Raw genomic sequence first — 22,686 nt, 5'->3', positions numbered from 1 at the left:
GTCAGTGCGACTTGTCAAAGGAGGGTATCGGAGATGATCCGGGCACCGGGAACCGGGCCGTGCACAGCAAGGGCGTTGTGTCCCAGGTGCCGAAGGTCTTCGGCGAGCCCTTCGGCCGCCCGGGGGTTGTGGGCGAGCAAAGCCACGGTGGGGCCGGAACCCGAAACAATCCCGGCGAGGGCACCGCTCGACTCCCCCATCCCGATGGTGTCCCGCAATTGCGGAGACAGCTCGATCGAGGCGCGCTGAAGGTCGTTGACAAGGACTTTGCTCAGGGCGTCGGGATTCCCGTCGCGCAGCGCCTGCAGGATCTTGGCGTCGACCTCGAGCGGTTCGGGGATGTCGAGTCCCTCGGAGTTCCGAAGCCTGTCCAAGGTGTGGAAGACCTCGGGTGTGGAGAGTCCGTAGTCAGCGCAGACCAAAACCCAGTCCATCTGTGCTTTCGCCAGGGCGGGTGAGAGTTCGTCGCCGACGCCAAGCCCGACGGCGGTACCTCCGAGGAGCGAGAACGGCACGTCCGCACCCAACTCGGCGGCAAGGTGGGCCAGTTCTTCACGGGACAAACCACTGTTCCAGAGCGCATCGCAGGCCAGGAGCGTCGCCGCGGCATCGGCCGAGCCGCCGCCCATGCCTCCGGCAACAGGCACGCGCTTGGTGATTTCCAAGTGCACCCCCGTGGCGTTCTCCGAGACATCCCTCATGATGGCGGCAGCCTTGTAGGCCAGGTTCCGCTCGTCCAGCGGGATGTCCACACCGTCGAGGTCCAACGTGCTTGAGGGAGCGATGCTGACCGTGATCCCGGGCCCCTCAGTGCTCGTGGCGGCTACTTCCTCGTACAGGGATACCGCGAGATACACGCTGGCCACCGAGTGGTAGCCGTCGGGCCGCAAGGGGCCGACGTTGAGGGAAACGTTCACCTTGCCGGGCGCCCGGACGCGGACGGTCCGTGCGACGAAGCGGCCGCGGATCGCACCGCTGATTGCCGGATTCATGCGTCCAGGGGGTGGCGTGCCTCGGCGATCCGGACAAACGCGTTGATATCGAGCACCTCTCCGCGGGCCGTCGGATCAACGCCTGCAGCCACGATGAAACGTTCGGCCTCGGCCGCGCTCCCGGCCCAGGTCGCGAGGGCCGCGCGGAGTGTCTTGCGGCGCTGGGCGAAGGCGGCGTCGATGACCGCGAAGACTTGCTCGCGCGTCGCGTGCGTTGCCGGCGGTGTACCGCGGGTGAAGGACACGAGTCCGGAGTGGATCTTCGGCGCCGGCCAGAAGACATTCATGCCGATCACGCCGGCTTTGCGCATGTGGCCGTACCAAGCGGCCTTGACCGAGGGAACTCCGTAGATTTTGGAGCCGGGCCCGGCGGCCAGCCGGTCCGCCACTTCGTCCTGGACCATGACCAGCCCGTGTTGCAGGCTCGGGAAATGCTGGAGCAGGTGCAGGACCACGGGGACCGCCACGTTGTACGGCAGGTTGGCCACGAGGGCCGTGGGCTGTACCGGAAGTTCGGTGATCTTCATGGCGTCGGAGAGGACGAGATGGAAATCGTCCGCGGACTCCGGGCGCCACGCGCGCACCGTGTCCGGCAACTTGCCGGCCAGTACGGGATCGATTTCGACGGCGACAACTGTTTTGGCGGCGTCGAGCAGGCCGAGCGTCAACGAACCAAGCCCCGGCCCGACCTCGAGCACGGTTTCCTCGGGATCGATACCGGCGACGGAGACGATCCTCCGGATCGTGTTTCCGTCGATGACGAAGTTCTGGCCCAGGGTCTTTGTCGGGCGGACACCGATTTCCTCGGCGAGCCGTCGGATGTCCGCAGCTCCCAGAAGGGGTGCGACGGCGGCGTGTTCGGAATTCGGTTCAGTCACCTAGGTATCGTATCGTCTGAGCGACTAGCGGGAGCGCCCGCTCCCCATCTTCGGCACGCGAAAAGGCCGGGCCCGAAGATTCCGGACCCGGCCAATTTCATTTCGTTTAGCTGGAAGCTGCCCAGCCACAGCCCCAAGGTCCGAGGCCGCGCTGCGCGTAGACGCGGTTGGCGATGTCAATCTGCTGGGCCTTGCTGGCGGCGGCTGCGTTGGGAGCGTAAGCGCCACCGCCGGAACCGATCCAGGTCTGGATGTCGAACTGCAGGCCACCGTAGTAACCGTTGCCGGTGTTGATGGCCCAGTTCCCGCCGGACTCACACTGTGCAATCTTGTCCCACATTGCCTCGTTCGGTGCGCCGGTAGGTCCTGAGGCAACAGCCGCGGCGGGGGCGGGCTTCGGGCGCTCCTTGGTTCCGACCGTCACCTTCGCGGAGACCGGCTTGACGGTGACGTCAGAGGAGACCAAAGACCGGGAAGCTTCGCGACCATCTACCAGGACGAGCTTGAACGTCTTGCTGAGCAGTCCGAGGACCCCTTCCTGGGTTACAGTCTTCTGGTCGCTGAACTGAGTGGCGTCTTCCGTCGTGACCGTGTCAAAGGGGACGTTCTCCGTCTCGGTGGCGGTCTTGCTGGTGTCCACCCGGGAAACCTTGATCACCATGTTCTGGACGACGGGAGCCGAGTTGGGCTGCGAAACCCGGTCGTTCGCGCCGAGCGAGACGCCGGCATCGCTGAGGACGGTTCCCACGTCGGCCGCCGTCGTGGTCTTTGAAGAGCTCTGACCGTCGACAATCAGGCTGATCGTCTTGGGGGTAAGGATCGAAACGTAGGATCCGGAGACAGCCAGCTGCGTGTCCTTGGGCTGGGAGACGGCCGATGCGCTCGCCACGCCGAGCTCGGAGACGAGGCCTTCGACGTTCGGGGCCGTGGTGTTGACCGTCCGCTGGGCGCCATCAAGGCTGACCGTTACGGCCTTGGCCAGATTGACGTTGATGATGGAGCCGTTCTGCACCGAGGTGTCCAAGGCCGGGGAAACCCGGTCCTCAGCCTTCAGATCAACCTTGGCTGCCTTGACCACCTGGTCAACGGTATTGCCGAAGGTCTGGACGGAACTCACTTTGCCGTCGACGTTGAGGGTGACTGATTTGTTGTTGCCCGTAAAAGCAACTACTCCCAGCACCAGTGCCAAAAGCACCAGCAGCTGCGCACCGACCTTGACGAAACTGAACTTGCCGCCCGTGGTGAAGAACTTGACCATGTTTGCCCGTAACTTTTGGACCATCCGGGCACGGGGAAAAGCGCACAGGGGCCTCCTGCCGCGGTCCCGGATGCAGGCCGAAGCATGCGTGAGGACTGCAGCGGAGTTGTGCGCCGCCACACTCAATTCAACTGAAAACACCAATTGCGAACGGAGTTAGTTGTCCGAAGGCCTTCCCCGACCCCGGCTACTGGTTACCCACTGTAACCGAAGCGTTATAAAGTGACCAAGATTTTTACATACTGGGTATGCATCGTGAATGCTGCTTAGTCCCAGGATCCGTAGGTGGCGATGGTGTTTTGAGCCAGTTGCGAGCACAGCATCGATAGCTCTGTGCCGGTCACTTCGGCCATGGAACGGACGGTGTACGGCACCATGTAGCTCGCGTTCGGACGGCCCCGGTAAGGGTGCGGCGTGAGGAACGGGGAGTCCGTCTCGACGAGCACCAGCTCCCGATCCGCGATGGCCAGCGCGTCCCTCAGATTTGCGGCGTTCTTGAACGTCATGGTGCCCGCAAAGGACATGTACCAGCCGTTCAAATTACAGATCCGTGCGAGTTCTTCATCGCCCGAGAAGCAATGGAACACCACCCGCTGGGGAGCCCCCTCCTCCCGGAGAACCTGGACCACGTCGTCGTGGGCGTCACGGTCGTGGATCTGGAGGGTGAGGTCCAGTCTCTTCGCGATATCGATGTGGCGGCGGAACGAATGGCGCTGGTGCACCAGTCCGTCGCCATGGGTGCGGAAGAAATCAAGCCCGGTTTCACCGATCGCACGGACCCTCGGATGGGCCGCCAGCTCCTCGATTTCCGCGAGCGCCGATTCCAGCTCTCCGCGGCCCGCGTAAACGGGGGCATCGTTGGGGTGGATGGCGACAGCTCCAAGGAGCCGCCGGTCCGCCTCAAGCGCTTGGACCGTGAACCGCGATGACTCGAGGTCGCAACCTACCTGCACTGCGCCCTGGACACCTACGGCTTCGGCTGCGTCCAGGGCATCCGCCACCACGACTTCGAGCAGGCCGTGCCGGAAGTCGAGGTGCGTGTGGTTGTCCATCACGGGGACCGGAAGCGGTTCGGGAGCGGGCGGGTATTCTTTGCGGGAATCGCCGGTTTCAGGCGCGCGGTAGGAAGCCGGCGGGAGGGAATTGCACATGGATCCACCCTATCTTTCCCTGCTGATGCCTTCCTGATCGCCCAAGTATCCCTCCCTGATCACCCCTGTATCCCTTCCAGCGGAACATGCCTCTGTCTGCGGCGGCCCTAGGCTGGGTAGTCTGGTACAAAAGGCGGTAAATCCCGGCCAGGGCACCGCGGCCCGGCCGGGGTTCTGTCATGGCTGAGGGGATTGTCCATGGACTCAAAGCGACACGGCACCGTTGATGAAGAGTTGCTACGGGATGAGGCCGTGGTTGCCTTGCCGCCTGAGCGCGAGTCCTTCAACGGGCACAAGCCGACGGTCATGGATCCTGAGCAATTCCACGCTGCCAGCGAGAAAATCCTGGCGGCCATCAACAAAGTCATCGACGGCAAAGCCGAGGCCGCCAAGCTTGCCCTCACCGTGCTCCTCGCCCAAGGCCACCTGTTGGTGGAGGACGTGCCGGGTGTCGGCAAGACGCTGCTCGCCAAGACCCTCGCCCGGACCATCGATTGCAAGGTCAGCCGGATCCAGTTCACCCCGGACCTCCTTCCTTCGGACGTCACCGGCGTCTCCATCTACAACCAGTCCTCAAGGCAGTTCGAGTTCCGGATGGGTGCGGTGTTCGCCAACATCGTGATCGGAGACGAAATCAATCGCGCCTCCGCCAAGACGCAGTCCGCCCTCCTCGAATGCATGGAGGAACACCAAGTGACGGTGGACGGCCATTCGTACCAGCTGGGCGAACCGTTCATGGTTGTCGCGACGCAGAACCCCATCGAAATGGAAGGAACGTACCCGCTGCCGGAGGCGCAGCGGGACCGTTTCATGGCCCGCATCTCGATGGGCTACCCGGACAAGCTCTCCGAGATCGAGATGCTCGAGACGCATCAGGCGGTCTCACCCCTCGCCAAAGTCACGCCGGTGGTCACTTCCGCGGACGTCGCCGCGATGATCGCCACGGTGCAGCAGGTTTACGTTTCGCAGTCCGTCAAGGAATATACGGTTGCCCTGGGCCGGGCCACCCGGGACAGCGCCCGCCTGCGCCTCGGAGCCAGCCCGCGATCCCTCCTGCAACTGCTGCGGGCGGCCAAAGCGACCGCTGCCCTCGACGGAAGGGATTTCGTCCTTCCCGACGACGTCATTTCCGTCGCCGAGTCCGTGCTGGCACACCGCATCATCCTTGACCGCAAGGCCGCGAGTTCCGGTGATACACCACAGAGCATCATCCGGGCCATCCTGGCCTCCCTCCCGGTAAGCCAAGACGCTGGCGCGGAACGCCGCGGCAGCTAGGGAGAGCGAAGGAGGGGGCAGGCATGGCGCTGATCGATCTACTTCCGAAGCATCTGTTCACTACCCGTGGCTGGGGCTTGCTGGCCAGTGGTGTGGGTTTCTTGCTGCTTGCCCAGATCATGGGCAGGCGGGATCTGTTGGCCCTTGGGATCCTGCTGCTGGTGCTGCCGCTGGTATCGCTTGCCGGCGTCCGCATCCTCAAGCCGCGTTTCCAGGTGTTCCGCGAATTCCATCCCTCCTCCGTGGAGACTTCCTCCACGGCCACGGTGCGCTTGGCAGTTGCGCGGACCGGCGCAGCGGCCGGGCCGGTGATCATGGAAGAGCAGTTGCCGCCGCGCTTCGGCGAACCTCCGGCCTTTCGCTTTCCCGCCCGTGCCGCTTCCGGCGGCACCAGCCGCTATGAGTACCACTTGCGCTCCGGCAAGCGCGGCCAGTTCAGGATCGGTCCGGTCACGGCCGAGTTCTGCGATCCCTTCGGATTGTCGCTGCACCGGCACGAGATCGATGACGGCGACATCCTCACCGTGACGCCCGCCGCCGTCGAACTACCCGCCACTGGCCTGGCCGGCGCACGCGGAAACGACGGCGTGACGGCCACGCGGATCCGCGCAAATCCCAGCGACGACGATGTGATGACCCGCGAATACCGGCATGGCGACCCCATGCGGCGCGTCCATTGGGCCGCGACGGCGCGGCACGGCGAACTCATGGTGCGGCAGGAGGAATCCGTCACCACGCCCGAGGCGACCATCATCCTGGACCAGCGCTATTCCGCTTTCGTGTCGGGCTCGGCCGCGGTCTTCGGCCCCGCGCACGAAGACGCTTTTGAACTGGTGAGCAGTGAGAACTTCGAATGGGTCGTGACGGCAGCGATGTCGATCAGCGCCCACCTTGCCGATCGCAGCTATTCGCTGCGTTTCCTCGATGCCGCCGGACACCCCGCATTTCGCACATCCCGCTCCGCGCCGTATCCCGAAACCGAGGAATTCAGCGGTGTGGGAGGCCTGCAATCCATTGCCGAAAGCCTCGCCGCCATCCAGCTCAGCGGCCCACGGCATGTCCACGGCGAGCGCAGGCGCAAAGAAGCCGCCGTCGTCGAGGGTGCCGAGGCGCCCTTCGACGACCATCTCATGGACAAACTGGCCGCACACCGCCTGCGTGGCCCCGTCCTCGCGTTGCTCGGCAACATGCCGCTCTCCGAGGCCCGCGCGTTGGCGCCGGCCGCCGGCTACGGGGCCAACGCTTTTGCCCTGGTGGTCACCGACCACCCGCACCATGTCCAACCCGTCATCGAAGCCCTGAAGCTGGGTGGCTGGCGTGCCGTCGCCGTGAGTTCGAGAACGGACCTTACTGCTGCATGGGCGGGTTTCGATCAAGGAGAGATCCTCGCGGCCGCTGCCGCAGCGATGGACGTCCGGCGTGGCGCGGCGGTGCCACGATGACCACTACCTCCAGGAACGGCCCTCCGGGACGGTCCGCGGGCCCGGAGCCGGCAGGGACAAGTGACCCTGCCTCCAGCGGTCAGGGAAGTGCCCATGGTCCGGGAAGGGCGCCCCGCGCCCGGCGGAAGCCAGGGCCCGGGACCTACCCTTGGGCAATGTCGGCGGCCATCGCCGTCGCAGTGCTCGGAGCCTCGCTCTCGCTCAACGGGGTTTTCAGGGGTTGGGCCTGGCTGGTTCCCGCCATCACCACGGTGTTTGTCGTCGGATTGACCTTGGCGATCCTGCGCGCCGTGAGGGTCCACCCTGTGCTCACCACTTTGGGCGGCCTGCTCGCCTTGGTGTTTATCCTCGACTTCACGTTCTTCCGGCCCGAAAGCATCGCGGGCTTCATTCCCTCCGGCGCGACCCTTGACACGCTGGGTCAGTTCCTCAAACGGGCAGGCGAAACCGTGGTCTCGGAGACGGCACCCGTCTCACCGAACGCAGGAATCGTGTTCGTCGCCTGCGCGGCCCTGGGCTTGGTTGCTGTCCTCGTCGACGCCCTGGCGGTCCCGCTCGGCATGCCTGCGACGAGCGGCTTGGGCCTGCTGGTTGTCCTCGTGTTCCCGGCGACCATCAAGCCGCAAGGCGGCGGGCTGCCCGGATTCCTCGCTGCCGCCGTCGGCTTCATCCTGATCCTGGGTTGCAGCCAGTGGTTCGCGCCGGACTCCCGGTTGCAGACGGACAACGCCCATGGCACGGGGCAGCTCAAACGATCCATGGTGATCGGTGGCGTGGCCCTGGCGCTGGGGCTCCTGTTGCCGTTGGCGGTTCCGGGCTTCGAGCGCGGGACGTTTCCGGTCGGTTCGCGGTTGAATCCCTGGGGCGTCTCCAACGGCCTGAACCCCATGATCACGCTCGGCAACAGCCTGCGGAATCCCACCGGCGACGGCAGCATTACCTATGCCACGAGTTCCACGGCCCCGGTCTACTTGCGCTCCGTCACCATCGACAAGTTCGACGGCGATACGTGGGCACCGGACGACCGCGAAGCCTCACGGCGCATTGGGCCGGGCCGGATGGGGCCGGACTACCCGCTCCCGTCCGAGCTGGTGCGCCAAGTGACGGTGGTCGACACCGGGCAGTTCACCAGTCCGTACCTGCCGGTCCCCTATGCCCCGACAGCCGTCAACGGTCTGAGCGGACGCTGGTCGTGGGATCCGGCGACGCTCAGCATCCGCGGCGAGGACGGAACCACGAGGAACCAGCAGTACACGGTGTATTCGGCGCTGCCGGCCCTGACCTCCGCAACGTTGAGCCAGGACAACGCCAAGCCCACGTCCATCTCGCAGGATTTCATCCAGTTGCCAAGCAATGTTCCGGACATTGTGAAGAACACCGCCAAGACAGTGACTGCCGGCGCCAACGGCAACTATGCCAAGGCGATGGCGATCCAGGACTATCTGCGCTCGTCCCAGTTCAGCTACTCCCTGCAGGCTCCGGTGCAGGGCGGATATGACGGCAACGGCATGTCGGTGCTGGCCGATTTCCTGCAGCAGAAGAGCGGCTATTGCGTGCACTTTGCCTCTGCGATGGCAGTCATGGCGCGGCTGGAGGGAATCCCGAGCCGCATCGCCGTCGGCTACGCGCCGGGCCATGCCACAGGGGCGACAGTTGCCGTGGCGGGACAGGAACCGCTGCCGGAGTACCAGGTGGATGCCCGTGACGCCCACGCCTGGCCCGAGCTCTATTTCGAGGGCGTCGGTTGGGTCGCATTCGAACCAACCCCTTCCCGCGGCGTCGTTCCGCCCTACGCGAGCGAGGCTGCCGCAGCGGGCGGCCCGAGCACGAACCTGCATGACGAAAACCTGACCCCGGGTTCCTCGACTCCCGCGCCGAGCACCGCTGCTGTACCGCCCGTTGCGGGTCCGGGAGTCGGATCAGGCACGGCCAGCGGCTCCGCAACCATTCTGTACGTCACCGCGGCCGCGCTTCTTCTGGCGGTATTGGCAGCCTCCCCGCGGCTGGTCCGCTCCGGCATCCGGGCTCGGCGCCTGAGGCCGGCACGGGCCAAGCATCCCGGTTCGGGAGGCACAGCCGGCCAGGCCGAGCCCCGGGATGGCCCGGTCCTGGCATGGGCTGAGCTCCAGGACCTCGCCACGGATTACGGCGTACCGCCCGTGCCCAGCGAAACGCCGCGGCATTTCGCGGCCCGATTGAGCAGCTCGGTTGCGCTCGGAGGGCCGGCGGCGGCAGCGTCGCCGTCGGGAGCCGCCGACGACGCCGGCCAGCACGCGCTTGCATCGCTCACCGGAGACTTCGAACGTCAGCGTTATGGTCCCCCTGCAGGCATCCCGGCGAATACTACGGCGGAGGAAGCGAACCCGGCCGGGGACCGGATCACGGCTGTCCGGGCCGCGTTCCGGCGCAACGCCTCCTGGTTCGCTGTCTTCCGCGCGGACTGGTTCCCGCCGTCCTTGATGTCCCGTTGGTTCCAGCTCCTATGGTCACCTTTCCGCTGGCTGGGTGGCATTTCCGCGGCCGTAGCCCGCCGCTCGGCAGCATCCGTGCAGAGACTGTTCGGCTCCATCCGCTGGCGGCGCTGACCCAACTGAGTCGCAGTAGATGTCGTTATGGGCCCCGAAAACGACAACAACTGCCAGCTACTTGGGCTTGGAACGGCAAAGGCAGGGCACCGGAACCCGAAGGTTCAGTGCCCTGCCTTCATTCAACGGCAGTTCCCCGTTGCGAGAGGTCTGCCGAAGGCTTTGCTAGTCGGCGTAAGGATCCGCGATGCCGACGTACTGCGTGGTGAGGTATTCCTCGATGCCTTCGAAACCGCCTTCACGGCCCAGGCCGGACTGCTTCACGCCACCGAAAGGTGCTGCGGCGTTCGAGATGACGCCCGCGTTGAGGCCGAGCATGCCGGTCTCGATCCTTTCGCTGACGCGCAGTCCGCGGTTCAGGTCCTTGGTGTAGACGTACGCAACCAGGCCGTATTCGGTGTTGTTGGCCAGCTTGATGGCTTCGTCTTCGCTCTTGAACGTGATGATCGGGGCCACCGGTCCGAAGATTTCTTCCTTCAGGATGCGGGCGTCCGCGGACACGTTCTTGAGCACGGTGGGCTGGTAGAAGTACCCCGGGCCATCCACCGGCGCACCACCGGTAACGGCGACCGCGCCGTTGGCAACGGACTCGGACACGAGGGCATGCACGCCGTTGCGGGCCTTGCCATCGATCAGCGGGCCGACCGTGGAATCCGGCTCGGTGCCGCGGGCCGTGTGGAGTGCGGCGATCTTCGCAGCGAACTTATCGGCAAAGGAATCAGCGATCGAGTCGTGCACAATGAAGCGGTTCGCTGCCGTGCAAGCCTCACCCATGTTGCGCATCTTGGCCGCGACGGCGCCTTCAACGGCCTTGTCCAGGTCCGCGTCCTCAAAGACCACAAACGGTGCGTTGCCGCCGAGTTCCATGGAACTGCGCAGGACCTTGTCCGCGGCTTCACGCATGAGGGACTGCCCCACGGCGGTGGAACCCGTGAAGGAGATCTTGCGCAGCCGGTCGTCCTTGATGAGGGGTCCGGTGACTGCGCCCGCCGTGGACGTCTGGATGACGTTGAGCACGCCCGCGGGGAGGCCGGCTTCCTGCATGACCTGGGCGAAGAGGAGGCTGGTCAACGGGGTCAGGTTGGCGGGCTTGAGCACCATGGTGCAGCCGGCGGCAACCGCGGGGGCGATCTTGCGGGTAGCCATGGCCAGCGGGAAGTTCCACGGGGTGATCAGCAGGCACGGGCCAACCGGCTTCTTCTGGACCAGGATGCGGTTCTTGCCGTCCGGAGCTGCGGAATAGCGGCCGCTGACGCGGACGGCTTCCTCGGAGAACCAGCGCAGGAACTCGGCTCCATAGGCTACTTCGCCGCGGGCTTCGGCCAAGGGCTTGCCCATTTCCAGGGTCATGAGCAGCGCGAAGTCTTCGGCACGCGCAGTGACCAGCTCGAACGCGCGGCGCAGGATTTCGCCACGCTCACGGGGAGCGGTACGGGCCCAGGACGCCTGTGCGGCGGCAGCGGCGTCCAGTGCGGCGGCGCCGTCTTCTGCTCCGGCGTCGGAGATGCTCACGAGCACCTTGCCCGTGGCGGGGTCCTCGACGTCGAACGTCTTGCCGGACGCCGCAGGCAGCCACTGGCCGTTGATGAGCAGCCCCGTGGGAACGGAGGCGAGAAGTTCGCTTTCGCGATCGGCGGTAACAGTCACAGTGACTCCTTCGTCAGTCGGTGCACGTTGTAGAGATGCACCAACACTTGATTTTTGTGGAATTACTGTCACGGTACTGCCCGCCGCGAAGCAGTGTCTACGCCTTCGCGCACTGCCGCGGGAGCAAGTGTTTGTGCAGTTGCACAGCCTCAGCTTGGGCGGAAGCTACCGCGCCGCGAGCACGGCACCCATGCGCCGCGAGCACAGCCTTAACGCGCCGCGAGCACTGCAGAGTACAGCTCGCGCTTGCTGATACGGGCCTCCTCGGCCACCGCGGCTACCGCTTCCTTGAGCCTGATGCCCTTGGCAATAAGGTCATTGACCGCGGCAACATGGTCTTCGGGCTTGCCCGGCGCCTGTTCTGGGGCGCCGGCCACGACGACGGCAATTTCGCCGCGGACTTCGTTGTTTTCAGCCCACTCGAGCAGTTCGCGGACGGTTCCCCGGATGACTTCCTCGTAGGTCTTCGTCAACTCGCGGCACACGGCGATGCGGCGGTCCGAACCGAACCGCTCGTGAAGGGCACGGAGCATTGGCTCGAGCCGGTGCGGTGCCTCGAAAAACACCATGGTCCGGCGTTCGTTGCCGAGGTCCGCAAGCCGGGAGCTGCGTTCGCCGGCTTTGCGGGGAAGGAATCCCTCGAAACAGAACCGGTCCGTGGGCAGCCCCGATAGCGCGAGGGCCGTCAAGACGGCGGACGGACCGGGGAAAGCTGTGACGAAGAGCCCTGCTGCCACGGCTCCCTCCACGAGGCGGAAGCCGGGGTCGGACACTGCGGGCATTCCGGCGTCGCTCACCATGATGATGGTCTTGCCCGCCCGTACGTGATCCAGCAGTTCCTCGGTCTTGGCAGCCTCGTTGTGCTCGTGGTAGCTGATGACCCGGCCGGACACGGTGATGCCGAGTGACTGGACCAAACGATGCAGGCGCCGGGTGTCCTCTGCGGCGACGATGTCTGCCGTCTGCAACAACTCGATAAGCCGGCTGGAGGCATCGCCCACGTTGCCGATGGGAGTGGCGGCCAGCACTATCCGGCCCACGCCGTCGGGCAGGGCGGGCAGCGCCTCCGTCTCGAGGGACTCCGCCTCGAGGGACTCCGCCGAGTCGGGAACGGTGGTTTCATCGCGGGAGCTCAGCTGTTCAGTCACCCAACAAGCCTAATGCCCCGGCTGCCGCTTTCAGGGAGCTACCGGCGGCAAAAGGTAGCATGGGCTGAGTGACCGATACCTCCGTGCGCCCCGCCCCGCAAACCTGGTTGATACGGCCCCGGGAGGCTTTCACAGCCGAGGCCCTGCGGACGCGGCTCATTGGCAGCATCCAAAGCTGGCGGGATTATCCGCCGTCCTTGAGGCTGTGGTTCTGGCTGATCCCCACTATCACTGCCGTGATCGGCGGGATCCTACGTTTTGTCCGCCTCGACGCACCGCACAGCCTCGTCTTCGACGAGACCTACTACGTCAAGGATGCCTACTCGCTCCTGGTCAGCGGATACGAGCGGAGCTGGCCGGACAAGGCCAACGATGCCTTCAATGCAGGCAACCCCAACGTCCTCCTCAACTCCCCCGAGTACGTGGTGCATCCCCCCGTAGGGAAGTGGATGATCGCGTTCGGGATGTGGCTCTTTGGCTCGGACAATTCCTTCGGCTGGAGGTTTTCCGCGGCCCTGACGGGCACCCTCTCCATCGCCCTGATCGCCCTGATCGCCCTGAAGCTGTTCCGTTCCCACATCCTGGGCGCGGCTGCTGGGCTGTTGCTCGCCGTCGACGGCCACCACTTGGTCATGTCGCGGACGTCGCTGCTGGACATCTTCCTGATGTTTTGGCTGCTCGCAGCCTTTGGCGCCCTGCTGATGGATCGCGACGACGGACGGCGACGGCTGGCGGCACGGCTTGCCGCGCTGGCAGGCGCCTCCAAGGACGGCCGGCCGACGGCGTTGCACCTCGCCTCGGGGCCGTGGCTCGGATTCCGCTGGTGGCGGCTGGCGGCCGGTGTGTGCCTCGGCTTGGCGGTCGGAACCAAGTGGTCGGCGCTGTTCTTCGTCGTCGCTTTCGGCCTGTTGACCGTGTTCTGGGACATGAGCGCGCGGCGTATTGCGGGCATCCGGAGTTGGCCCAGCGCCGGAATCATCAAGGACGGCATTCCGGCGTTCTTCACCATGATCCCGGTGGCCGGAGCCGTGTACCTGTCTACGTGGACCGGCTGGTTCCTTTCCAAGGACGCCTACTACCGGCACTGGGCGGACACGAATCCCTCCGACACGTGGGGATGGATTCCCGGGCCGCTGCGCTCCCTGGCGTACTACCACATGGAGGCTTACAACTTCCATCAGGGCCTCAGCTCACCGCACCCGTATTCGGCGAGTCCGTGGACCTGGCTCGTCATGGGGCGGCCCACGTCGTTCTACTATGAGTCCCCCAAGCAGGGAACCCCTGGCTGCGATCTGCCCAACTGTACTTCGGCGATCCTGTCCGTCGGCAACCCGGTGATCTGGTGGGGTGCCACGATTGCGCTCTTCGTGGTGCTGTTCTGGTGGGCGGGTCGGCGCGACTGGAGGGCGGGGGCCATCCTGGCCGGCGTCGCCGCCGGTTATTTGCCGTGGTTCATGTATCCCGAGCGCACCATGTTCTACTTCTACGCGCTTTCCTTCGAGCCCTTCCTCGTGTTGGCTCTCGTCTATGGATTGGGACTGGTGCTAGGCAGGAGCGGGGCTCCTCCGTGGCGTCGCCGCTCCGGCCTGTACGTGGTCGGCCTTGTGGTGGTCCTTGCAGTGCTGTTGTCGGCGTTCTTCTATCCGGTGTGGACGGCAGAAGTGATCAGCTACCAGGACTGGCGCATGCGTATGTGGATGCCGTCCTGGATCTAAGGGGCCCGCCGGGACGGTCGGGACACCCACATGGTCAGGACGGCACGCGCACAAAGAAGCGGCCCGCCCGGGATATTCCGGGCGGGCCGCTTCTTCGTTCTTGCGGCGGTGCTACTTCTCCGGCGTGCCTGCCTCCGCGCGGATCTCCGGGTCGGTATCCACACTGTCGTCCGCAGCGGCTTCGTTCTTGGCAGAGAGTCCGCGACGACGGCGGGTAGGCCAAGTGAAGATGAGGGTCAGCAGGGCCGTGATGAAGACCAAGGCGCCGATCGCAATTCCGGAGTCCATCCAGTACTGTCCCGGGAACAAGCGGATCAACGTGTCGTCGAGTGCAAAGGTCCAGGTGCCGTTGGCGAAGAAGATGTGGTGGAAGTCCGTGAAGAACTGCTGCCAGCCCAGTGCCGCAAGCGTGCCCAGTCCCAGGATGAGGACCAAGGTGACGATCGAACCGGCAAAGAGTCCGCGGCGGATGCCGCCCGTGCTTCGTTTGCGCAGATAGATCATCGCGATGATGCCAATGATGATCATGAGGGCGCCGGCGCCGAATGCGGAGAGCATCACGGTCTTGACATCGGCCATGTGGGAAACTTCGCCCTCCTTGAACAGCTTCTCGCCGTTATGGTTGACAAGCTCGCCCAAGTAGCGCGGCCCGGACCAGTTACTGAGATAGTCCAGGGCATAGGAACCATACGTCATCCGGTCATCGGCATTGAAGCCATAGCCGTCTCCGGGGAAGCCCGGCCGGTAATACTCCACCCACAGGAACAACGGGCTCGCGACAGCGCGGATTGCCAGCACCAGGAGGACCACCGGGTAGAAGGCGGCGAGCAGGACCTGGAAAATGCGGGGCGCCAGAGGCTTGGTTTTGGCGGCCTGCTCCCGCTCGTGGTTGCGGCGTTCCACCTCGGCTTCCGGCGGGCGGACCTGAAGGGCCGACGTCGGCAGAGGCTCTGCGAAGAGGGCCGGTTCCGGCCCGGCCTCCGCAGCCTCAGCGGCTTTGCGGTCTGCCCGGCTCTCCGGCCGTTGTGCTGCGACGGGCCGCTCAGCGAGAGGCCGTGCAGCTTCGCCTGCAACTGCGCCTGACGCGGACCCAGCTCCCTGTTTGCCTTCTTCTGGCACGCGCTTCGCCGAAGAGTCCCGGGCTCCGTCAGCGGCCCCTGCCGGGCGTACATCAGCGGCCGCGGACTTGGGGGCGGGCTTCATCCATTCGAAGGCCGGCTCGTCGCCGTCGTCGTGGATATCCGCGTCCGGGTCTTTGGGGATCGGGCTCTTCTCGGTCACTTGGATTCACTTCCGTAGGATTCACATGCCGGAGCAGGAACGGTCCGCTGGCAATCTTCTCTGCGTTCGAGCCTACCGTCAGCCCTCGCGGAGAGACGATGAGCCACCCCGGCGAACGTCGGATTGCGGCCGGACCCGGGTGCCGTCAGGCGGCTATCTCCCGGTAACCGGCGTCGTTTGCGTCAAGGTCGCCAGTGCCGCCGGCACGGAATGCCCGCCCGCCCAGCACCAAGGCATAGACCCAGTATGCCGCGAGAACGAGCGAACCGATCAGGATCTTGGCCCACACGGGAAGCGGGCTCGGCGTCACAAACGCCTCGACGAGTCCGGAAACGAACAGGACAAGCACCAGGCCGAGGGCCACCGTGATCAGGGAACGCCCTTCTTCCGCGACTGCCTGCATTCTGCGCCGCGGGCCCGGGGAAACCATGGCCCAGAAAATGCGGAGGCCGCCCGCGGAGGCAATGAAGACGGCCGTCAACTCCATGAGGCCGTGCGGGAGGATGTAGCTGAAAAATACGTCCATCTTGCCGGTGGCGGCAAACACGCCCGCTGCGACTCCCAGGCCCTGTGCATTCGCGAACAGCGTGTAGGGCACCCAGAAACCGGTGATGCCCAAGGCCACGGCTTGCGCCCCTATCCAGGCATTGTTGGTCCAGACGGCGCCGGCAAAGGACGCAGCGGGGTTCTCGGAGTAGTAGCCGACGAAGTCATGGTCGACGTATTGCTTCACGGCAGTGCTGCTTCCGAGGGCCCTCAAGGCGTCCGCAGACGTTCCGATCCAGAGGGCGTAGGCGCCGGCCACAAGGCAGAAGAAAACCCCGCACCAGACCGTGAGCCAGCGCAAGCGGTAGAACGCGGCGGGCAGGGACACCACGAAAAAGCGGGCGAGGTCTTCCATGAAATTCGACCGCGCCCCGGTGAAGCGGGTACGGGCCTGGGCGAGGGCCGCCGACAAAGAGGCGGAGAGTGCGCTCTCCGGGGCCACGGACCTGATGAGGGACAGGTGTGATGACACCACTTGATACAAACGCAGAAGCTCGTCGGCTTCACCACCGTCAAGGCGCCGTTTGTGCGCGAGCTCGTGCAAGCGGGACCATTTTGTCCCGTTCACGACGGAGAAGGCATCCATGTCCACGGCTCTACCCTAATCCCAACCCTCCCCAAACAGTCCCACATCCAAGCAAACCCCTCCTCCGCATCCATGGCCGCGGTTAGACTCGACCCAGCGGGAGCCGTCCGGTCCTGCAGACGTCGTGGCAATGCTTGGGGGCGGGCTTGAGTTCGATCATTACCGGCGAGGCCGTGGTCCTTGAACTGCGGCCGGCATCGTTCGGGGCGAGGGCACTTGGGCTCATGCTCGACGTCGTGGCTCACGTTGTATTGCTGTTGGGCCTGTTGTTCCTGCTCGGTATGGCGGCACCCCATGTGGACGTGGCCGCGGGCCGCGCGATGGCCTTGTCCAGCGTGGTGCTGTGCCTCGTGGTGGTCCCCGTGGCGGTGGAAACGCTGAGCCGCGGCCGCTCGCTGGGCAGGCTGGCTACCGGGCTCCGGATTGTGCGCGACGACGGCGGATCCATCCGTTTCCGGCACGCGGTGATCCGCGGGTTGATCGGCTTCCTGGAGATCTACGCGACGTTCGGCGGATTGGCCATTGCCGTGGCACTGTTCAACGACAAGTCGAAGAGGCTCGGAGACGTTGTGGCCGGAACCTATTCGCTCAGGCAGCGCGTTCCCGCTGAACCCAAAATCCTCCCCTATGCCCCTCCGTACCTGCAGGCGTGGGTGGGACTCGCGGATATCGGCAGGGTTCCGGACGGGATGGCGCGGCGGGCATCACAGTTCGTCCAGCAGGCCTGGCGGATGGCGCCGGACTCGCGCGCCCGCATGGCCGCGGCCCTCGCGAGCGAATTGGCGGCTTACGTCGCCCCATCGCCGCCGCCCGGAACGACGCCGGAAGACTACCTGCACGCGGTTTTGGGCGAGCGGCGAAACCGGGACCTGGAACGGCTGCGCCGCGCAGAACAACGCAGCGCCGTTGTCGGCGATCGACTCAACAGGCTTCCGTTCACGCGCTAGCCAAGCGCGCGGCACGCAGGGTGAGCAACGCCGTCGGGCATAACTGCGGCTAGTCCCGGCAGCGCTCAGCGCTTCGCGTAGCCGGCCCAGGCGATGTTCCAGTCGCCGAAGCCTTCTAGCGGTTCCACGACGGGGGCGCCGGTGTTCAGCACCTGCACCACGTCCCCCGTCCGCATGTTGTTGAAGAACCACGCGGCGTCGGCCGGGAGCAAGCCAACACAGCCATGCGAGACGTTGTACGCGCCGACGGCTCCGTAAGCCGATGGAAGCGCCTGGTGAACGTAGACCCCTGAGTTCGTGAGCCGGTTGGCGTACTCGACGACGAGCGGTGCGTAGTAGCCTTTGTCACCCGGTTTGAGGCCGATGCTGCCCGCGTTGAACTTGGAGTGGCGCTCCCGCTCCATGATCACGGCGTAGCCGGTGGGCGAGAGCCAATCCGGGCTGCCGAGGGTCACGGGAGCGGTCTTGACGAGCGCGCCGTCGAAATACACGTTCATGGTCTTGGTAGCGTCGTCCACCACCGCTATCCGCTGCGGGCCGGTCGTGAACGTGGCCTTGACGTCTGAGTTGCCGATCATTCCGTTGCCGAAATCCCGGCCGAACAGAGGCATGTCCACTGTGACGCTCGTGTTGGCTGCCCAGAAGGTCTCCGGGCGGATACGAACTTTCCGGTCCGAGTACCAGCGCCAGGCCACCTTCTGGGCCGAGGAAACACTGATCTTCACGGCGTGTTCCATGGCGGCTTTGTCCGCCACGGGCTCGCTGAAGTTGATTTCGATGGGCTGGCCCGAACCCATGCTGGCACCGTCGTTGGGAAACACCATGGCGTTGGCCTCGTTGGGCGTGGAAACCGTGGTGAAGGATTGGGTCTTCCGGGTTTCCCGGCCCGCGCCGTCAACAACGGTGAAGCCAAAACGGTACTCAGTGTTGAACCCCAAAGGATCCAGCGTGGACCAGGCGCTGCCGTCGGCACTGATGGCTCCCTTGACGGCCTTGCCGCCCGTGGCCGGGACAAGTTCAATGTCCTTCAGCGTGCCGTGCACGGCCTTCACGGATGGCCCGACGGCGGGATTCACTTCGCGGGCACCGTCAAGGGGCGTAATTCCCAGTTCCACTGCCTTGACGATGGCGGACCCCAGTCCGACATCCGTGCGTTGCGGCGATCCCGCTTCTGATTCGACCGCCGTTTGCAGCCAATTCGGGGCGGTCGCAACGCCGATTCCTCCGGCCGCAACAGCGGCACACATCCCCATGATTCCGAGAATCTTCCCGGCTTTGCGCTTCCTTTGCGACGCCACAGCAACTCCACATCCCCCGGCAGAAAGCCAGCCCCCAAGACTGACCCGCCAAGTCTACCGGTGGTACTGATGCGTCCCGGACAGTGCCGAAAGACGCGCCCTGCCAGCTGGCGTGTTGCTCAATTGGCGTATTGGGCCCAGGGGATGTTCCAGTCGCCAAAGCCGTCGTCGAAATTGGCGTAGTCACCCTGGGTATTGACCACCTGGACGACGTCTCCGGTTGTCATGTTGTCGAACACCCATTTCGCACCGTCGGGTCCTAGTCCGATGCAGCCGTGGGAGAGGTTCGTGACACCGATGTACGGCAGGGCAGAGTCGGTGGCCTGGTGGATGAATTCGCCGCTGGGTGTCAGCCGCGTGGCGTAGTTGACGTCAAGCTGTCCGTAGTAGGCCGGATCCCCCGGCTTGAGGCCGATGGTCGAGGCGTCCATGTGCTCTACCCGGTACTTTTCCATGAGCACCAAGTAGCCGCGCGCGGAAGGGAACCTGGTGTCGCCCATGGTGTCCGGCCACTCGCCCACTTGCTGATCGTTGACACTTACCGTGAACGTGTGGGCAACCGCGTCGGCCACCGCCACCTTCTTATCGCCGATCTTGAAGGTGTTCGTCTTGTTGAAGTTGCCGATCTGTCCGTTGCCGAAGTCCACTCCGAACAGCTTGAGGTCCACGGTGACGGTGCTGTTCGCCGCCCAGAAGTTCTCCGGACGGTAACGCACCATGGTGTCGCTGAACCAGTGGAAGGCCCCGACCTGGCCCGACGTGGAGGTCACCTTGATGGCCTTCTCGACGGCGGCTTTGTTGACCACGGGTTCACTGAACGTGAGCTGCAGCGGCTGCGCCACGCCTACCTTCGCCCCGTCCAGGGGGTACATGGCGGCGTCGGCCTCGTTCTGCGTGGAAACCGTCGTGAAGGATCCAGTCTTCGACGTTAGGCGTCCGGCCGCATCCGCAACGGTGTAATTGAAGGTGTAGGAGGAGTTGAACTCGAGGGGCGTGGATGCGGTCCAGCTCAGTCCATCCGGGGTCAACGCACCGTCAACGGTCTTCCCTTGGGCACTCGTCAGGGAGACCCTGTCCAGGGTTCCGTCCTTGACGCTGATCGTGACGGGCGCAGCCGGGTTCACCTGTTTGGCCCCGCTCGCAGGCAAGGCAACAACCGTGGCAGGCTTCACGACGGGCAGCACTGCTGCCGCCTCGCTGCGTTCACCTGATGATCCCTCGGACTCGATTGCTGCGCTGGCCGCATGCGGGGCCACTGCGGCGAACGTGCCGCTGAACGCGGCAATGAGGCAGACAACCACGATCCAGGCGACCTTGCGGAACCGGCTTCGCTTCGTCGGCGTCGTGTCCAAGTGCCCAGCGTCCAAATGCCCAGTGTCCAAGTGTCGGGCACTGCCGCTGTCCTGCTCAACGTCGAAGAGCCGCGCAGCGTCCACATGCTCGAAAGTGTCCGCTTGCTCGCCGTCGGGATTAAGACCCATTCCTGTTTTCTCCAAAACTCACGCCCCCAAAAGACTCACGCCCCACAGCCGCATCCTAAAGGGTGCGGCTTGATATTGGCTGGGAGCCCGCCTCGGCGCGCCCCAGCCGGTGTACTCAGTACCGGTAGTGTTCCGGCTTGTACGGCCCGGCAACGTCAAGGTCCAGGTATTCCGCCTGTTCCTTGCTGAGCTCGGTTAGTTCCACGCCCAAAGCATCCAGGTGCAGGCGGGCGACCTTCTCATCGAGGATCTTGGGCAGCACGTAGACCTGGTTCGAGTATTCGCGCCTGGCCCCTGGGCCAGAACCAGTCTGGTCCTTCTTGGTCCACAGCTCGATCTGGGCGATCGTCTGGTTCGCGAAGGAGTTGCTCATGACGAACGAGGGGTGGCCGGTCGCGTTGCCCAGGTTCAGGAGGCGGCCCTCGGACAGCACGATGATCGATCGCTCTTCGCGGCCGTCGGCCGCGGGGAACACCCACTCGTGCACCTGCGGCTTGATTTCCACCTTCTGGACGCCGGGGACCTTTGCCAGTCCGGCCATGTCGATCTCGTTGTCGAAGTGGCCGATGTTGCCCACGATCGCCTTGTTCTTCATGCGGAGCATGTCGGAGGCCATGATGACGTCCTTGTTGCCGGTGGTCGTGATGAAGATGTCGCCCTGCTCCAAGACCGAATCCAGCTTGGCCACCTGATAGCCGTCCATGGCTGCCTGGAGTGCGCAGATGGGGTCGATCTCCGTCACGATCACGCGCGAACCCTGGCCGCGGAGCGCCTCAGCGGCGCCCTTGCCGACGTCGCCATAACCGCAGACGACGGCGACCTTGCCGCCCATGAGGACATCGGTGGCGCGGTTGAGGCCGTCCGGCAGGGAGTGGCGGATGCCGTACTTGTTGTCGAATTTGCTCTTGGTCACCGAGTCGTTGACGTTGATGGCCGGGAACAGGAGCTTGCCCTGTTCGGCGAGCTGGTAGAGACGGTGCACGCCCGTGGTGGTTTCCTCGCTCACGCCACGGATGCCGGCCGCGATGCGGGTCCACTTCTTCGGGTCGGCGGCAAGGCTCTTCCTCAACACGTCCAGGACGAGTGCATACTCTTCGGGATCGCTTTCCGTGGCGGTCGGCACGGCGCCTGCGGCTTCGAATTCGACGCCCTGGTGGACCAGCAGCGTGGCGTCGCCGCCGTCGTCGAGGATCATGTTGGGGCCCAACTCAGGGTTGGCGTCCGCGCCCGGCCAGCTAAGGATCTGCTCCGCCGTCCACCAGTATTCGTCGAGGGTCTCCCCCTTCCAGGCGAACACGGGAACACCCTGGGGATCCTCGACGGTTCCCTTGCCGACCACGACGGCGGCGGCGGCCTCGTCCTGCGTGGAGAAGATGTTGCACGAGGCCCAGCGGACCTCGGCGCCGAGGGCTGTCAGCGTCTCGATGAGCACCGCGGTCTGCACCGTCATATGCAGGGATCCCGCAATGCGTGCGCCCTTGAGCGGCTGGCTCGGACCGAACTCGGCGCGCAACGACATGAGGCCAGGCATTTCGTGCTCGGCCAGGCGAATCTGGTGGCGCCCGGCTTCAGCCAGGGAGATGTCTGCAACCTTGTAGTCGAAAGTCATGGAAGTCCTTTGGAAGTACCGGATGGTCGAGTCAGGGGGGCTCAGGCGTTGCGGGGGCCGTCGTGTTGGCCTGCGTCGTGCTGGTCTGAGGCCGCGGCGTTGGCGGTTGCCAGCAGTTCCGGGGGCAGCAGCAAGGGGATTCCGTCCTGGATGGCATAGCGGAGCTTCTCACCCGAGGCGGCAGCGGCCGTCGTGACAAGTTCCTCGCCGTCCTGCTCCAGCGGGGACCCGGTGACAGGGCACCGCAGGATGGACAACAATTCAGGACTGACCTTTGGCATGGTTGAAGCTCCCTGGATGGCATCTCGCGGACGCCGCTGTGGACAGATATGGCAGCTTCCAGAGTACAACCCGGCGGCGCAGCGCACGGTGTCACAAAGCTTGTCATGCGGGGAGCGGCGACACATAAGGCGACACACAGGGCAGTACACAAGGGCAACGGACGCGCAGTGACTGTCGTCGAGGGGTCAGGAAGGATCGCGCAGGATGCGCAGGTGGCGCCTGGATCCCTCTGCAGGGGCCGGTCCGTCAAAGGGTGTGCGGACTGCGCGTTGTTCCGGCGCGGCCGGGGCCGACGCGGCTTCACGCACGGCGTTCGCCAGGGCAAGGAGATCGTCCGGCCCGGGCTGAGGCGGTGAGGACGGCATGGCGAGCCTCATGACTTCCCAGCCCCGCGGCACAGTCAGCGATTCGGCATGCTGCGCGCACAGATCGTAGGAATGCGGCTCGGCATATGTGGCCAGCGGACCCAGCACCGCCGTGGACTCGGCGTAAACGTACGTCAAAGTAGCCACCGCGGATTGGCGGCAGGCTGATCTGGAACACTGACGGATTGCACCCACAACAT

18 protein-coding genes are annotated in these 22,686 nt (G+C 65.0%); 5 read left to right on the top strand and 13 right to left on the bottom strand.

The features are described from left to right. Positions 1 to 14: 14 nt before the first annotated feature. From AB4074_RS04175 to AB4074_RS04160, 4 genes are all read right to left on the bottom strand, one after another. Positions 15 to 992 (bottom strand): 4-(cytidine 5'-diphospho)-2-C-methyl-D-erythritol kinase, encoded by a 978-nt coding sequence (locus AB4074_RS04175; protein ID WP_441412235.1) that lies wholly within the window; start codon positions 990 to 992, stop codon positions 15 to 17. Beyond that, positions 989 to 1,870, bottom strand: coding sequence for a 16S rRNA (adenine(1518)-N(6)/adenine(1519)-N(6))-dimethyltransferase RsmA (gene rsmA, locus AB4074_RS04170; RefSeq protein WP_441412234.1), 882 nt, complete (start codon positions 1,868 to 1,870; stop codon positions 989 to 991). The genes AB4074_RS04175 and rsmA overlap by 4 nt, the downstream gene beginning before the upstream one ends. Before the next feature lie 106 nt (positions 1,871 to 1,976). Continuing rightward, positions 1,977 to 3,128 carry a transglycosylase family protein gene (locus AB4074_RS04165; protein WP_345450230.1) on the bottom strand — a complete coding sequence of 384 codons (1,152 nt, stop codon included), beginning with the start codon at positions 3,126 to 3,128 and terminating at the stop codon, positions 1,977 to 1,979. Between the two features lie 266 nt (positions 3,129 to 3,394). Further along, positions 3,395 to 4,279, bottom strand: coding sequence for a TatD family hydrolase (locus AB4074_RS04160; protein WP_441412233.1), 885 nt, complete (start codon positions 4,277 to 4,279; stop codon positions 3,395 to 3,397). A gap of 198 nt (positions 4,280 to 4,477) precedes the next feature. Here AB4074_RS04160 and AB4074_RS04155 point away from each other — a divergent pair, with 198 nt between their 5' ends. The 3 genes from AB4074_RS04155 to AB4074_RS04145 all read left to right on the top strand — a co-directional run bounded on the left by AB4074_RS04155 (position 4,478) and on the right by AB4074_RS04145 (position 9,581). Further along, positions 4,478 to 5,554, top strand: a complete 1,077-nt coding sequence (locus tag AB4074_RS04155; RefSeq protein WP_441412232.1) for an AAA family ATPase — start codon at positions 4,478 to 4,480, stop codon at positions 5,552 to 5,554. 23 nt (positions 5,555 to 5,577) lie between these two features. Beyond that, entirely contained in the window at positions 5,578 to 6,996 is a 1,419-nt protein-coding gene (locus tag AB4074_RS04150; protein ID WP_441412231.1) for a DUF58 domain-containing protein, read from the top strand. Positions 6,997 to 7,151: 155 nt separating this feature from the next. Then, positions 7,152 to 9,581, top strand: coding sequence for a transglutaminase TgpA family protein (locus AB4074_RS04145; RefSeq protein WP_441412230.1), 2,430 nt, complete (start codon positions 7,152 to 7,154; stop codon positions 9,579 to 9,581). Between the two features lie 165 nt (positions 9,582 to 9,746). On the opposite strand, the gene AB4074_RS04140 is transcribed toward AB4074_RS04145, so the two are convergent. Both AB4074_RS04140 and rsmI read right to left on the bottom strand, forming a co-directional pair. Next, positions 9,747 to 11,228 (bottom strand): NAD-dependent succinate-semialdehyde dehydrogenase, encoded by a 1,482-nt coding sequence (locus AB4074_RS04140; RefSeq protein ID WP_441412229.1) that lies wholly within the window; start codon positions 11,226 to 11,228, stop codon positions 9,747 to 9,749. Between the two features lie 209 nt (positions 11,229 to 11,437). Further along, positions 11,438 to 12,289 (bottom strand): 16S rRNA (cytidine(1402)-2'-O)-methyltransferase, encoded by an 852-nt coding sequence (rsmI, locus tag AB4074_RS04135; protein WP_441412286.1) that lies wholly within the window; start codon positions 12,287 to 12,289, stop codon positions 11,438 to 11,440. Positions 12,290 to 12,444: 155 nt separating this feature from the next. Between rsmI and AB4074_RS04130 the strand changes: the two genes are divergently transcribed. After that, entirely contained in the window at positions 12,445 to 14,091 is a 1,647-nt protein-coding gene (locus tag AB4074_RS04130; protein ID WP_441412228.1) for a dolichyl-phosphate-mannose--protein mannosyltransferase, read from the top strand. A gap of 111 nt (positions 14,092 to 14,202) precedes the next feature. Here AB4074_RS04130 and AB4074_RS04125 read toward each other — a convergent pair whose 3' ends face one another. Together AB4074_RS04125 and AB4074_RS04120 are read right to left on the bottom strand one after the other, a co-directional pair. Next, the gene (locus AB4074_RS04125; protein ID WP_441412227.1) at positions 14,203 to 15,372 is read right to left on the bottom strand and encodes a TIGR01906 family membrane protein; all 1,170 of its coding nucleotides are present in this window, start codon (positions 15,370 to 15,372) and stop codon (positions 14,203 to 14,205) included. Between the two features lie 145 nt (positions 15,373 to 15,517). After that, on the bottom strand, positions 15,518 to 16,510 hold the full coding sequence (locus tag AB4074_RS04120) for a stage II sporulation protein M (protein WP_441412226.1): 993 nt from the start codon (positions 16,508 to 16,510) through the stop codon (positions 15,518 to 15,520). 140 nt (positions 16,511 to 16,650) lie between these two features. Here AB4074_RS04120 and AB4074_RS04115 point away from each other — a divergent pair, with 140 nt between their 5' ends. After that, entirely contained in the window at positions 16,651 to 17,451 is an 801-nt protein-coding gene (locus AB4074_RS04115; protein WP_441412225.1) for an RDD family protein, read from the top strand. Between the two features lie 65 nt (positions 17,452 to 17,516). Here AB4074_RS04115 and AB4074_RS04110 read toward each other — a convergent pair whose 3' ends face one another. The 5 genes from AB4074_RS04110 to AB4074_RS04090 form a co-directional block, all read right to left on the bottom strand. Then, positions 17,517 to 18,749, bottom strand: coding sequence for an Ig-like domain-containing protein (locus AB4074_RS04110; protein WP_441412224.1), 1,233 nt, complete (start codon positions 18,747 to 18,749; stop codon positions 17,517 to 17,519). A gap of 119 nt (positions 18,750 to 18,868) precedes the next feature. Beyond that, positions 18,869 to 20,230: a L,D-transpeptidase gene (locus AB4074_RS04105; protein WP_441412223.1), complete on the bottom strand. Its 1,362-nt coding sequence runs from the start codon at positions 20,228 to 20,230 to the stop codon at positions 18,869 to 18,871. 115 nt (positions 20,231 to 20,345) lie between these two features. After that, positions 20,346 to 21,839 (bottom strand): adenosylhomocysteinase, encoded by a 1,494-nt coding sequence (ahcY, locus tag AB4074_RS04100; protein ID WP_441412222.1) that lies wholly within the window; start codon positions 21,837 to 21,839, stop codon positions 20,346 to 20,348. A gap of 41 nt (positions 21,840 to 21,880) precedes the next feature. Beyond that, the gene (locus AB4074_RS04095) at positions 21,881 to 22,120 is read right to left on the bottom strand and encodes a Trm112 family protein (RefSeq protein ID WP_441412221.1); all 240 of its coding nucleotides are present in this window, start codon (positions 22,118 to 22,120) and stop codon (positions 21,881 to 21,883) included. Positions 22,121 to 22,306: 186 nt separating this feature from the next. Further along, positions 22,307 to 22,681 carry a DUF3499 domain-containing protein gene (locus tag AB4074_RS04090; protein WP_441412220.1) on the bottom strand — a complete coding sequence of 125 codons (375 nt, stop codon included), beginning with the start codon at positions 22,679 to 22,681 and terminating at the stop codon, positions 22,307 to 22,309. Positions 22,682 to 22,686: the final 5 nt, after the last annotated feature.

This window comes from Arthrobacter sp. 2MCAF14 (genome assembly GCF_052115645.1).
Lineage (GTDB): Bacteria > Actinomycetota > Actinomycetes > Actinomycetales > Micrococcaceae > Arthrobacter.
The sequence above is the reverse complement of the archived record's forward strand: the minus strand, read 5'-3'. Positions and strand labels throughout refer to the sequence as shown.

Bases quoted from the DNA above. Each gene is read 5' to 3' on its own strand.
- AB4074_RS04175 (WP_441412235.1), bottom strand. From the start codon at position 992: ATGAATCCGGCAATCAGCGGTGCGATCCGCGGCCGCTTCGTCGCACGG.
- AB4074_RS04105 (WP_441412223.1), bottom strand. From the start codon at position 20,230: ATGGGTCTTAATCCCGACGGCGAGCAAGCGGACACTTTCGAGCATGTG.
- ahcY (WP_441412222.1), bottom strand. From the start codon at position 21,839: ATGACTTTCGACTACAAGGTTGCAGACATCTCCCTGGCTGAAGCCGGG.
- AB4074_RS04150 (WP_441412231.1), top strand. From the start codon at position 5,578: ATGGCGCTGATCGATCTACTTCCGAAGCATCTGTTCACTACCCGTGGC.
- AB4074_RS04160 (WP_441412233.1), bottom strand. From the start codon at position 4,279: ATGTGCAATTCCCTCCCGCCGGCTTCCTACCGCGCGCCTGAAACCGGC.
- AB4074_RS04145 (WP_441412230.1), top strand. From the start codon at position 7,152: ATGTCGGCGGCCATCGCCGTCGCAGTGCTCGGAGCCTCGCTCTCGCTC.
- AB4074_RS04165 (WP_345450230.1), bottom strand. From the start codon at position 3,128: ATGGTCAAGTTCTTCACCACGGGCGGCAAGTTCAGTTTCGTCAAGGTC.
- AB4074_RS04155 (WP_441412232.1), top strand. From the start codon at position 4,478: ATGGACTCAAAGCGACACGGCACCGTTGATGAAGAGTTGCTACGGGAT.
- AB4074_RS04095 (WP_441412221.1), bottom strand. From the start codon at position 22,120: ATGCCAAAGGTCAGTCCTGAATTGTTGTCCATCCTGCGGTGCCCTGTC.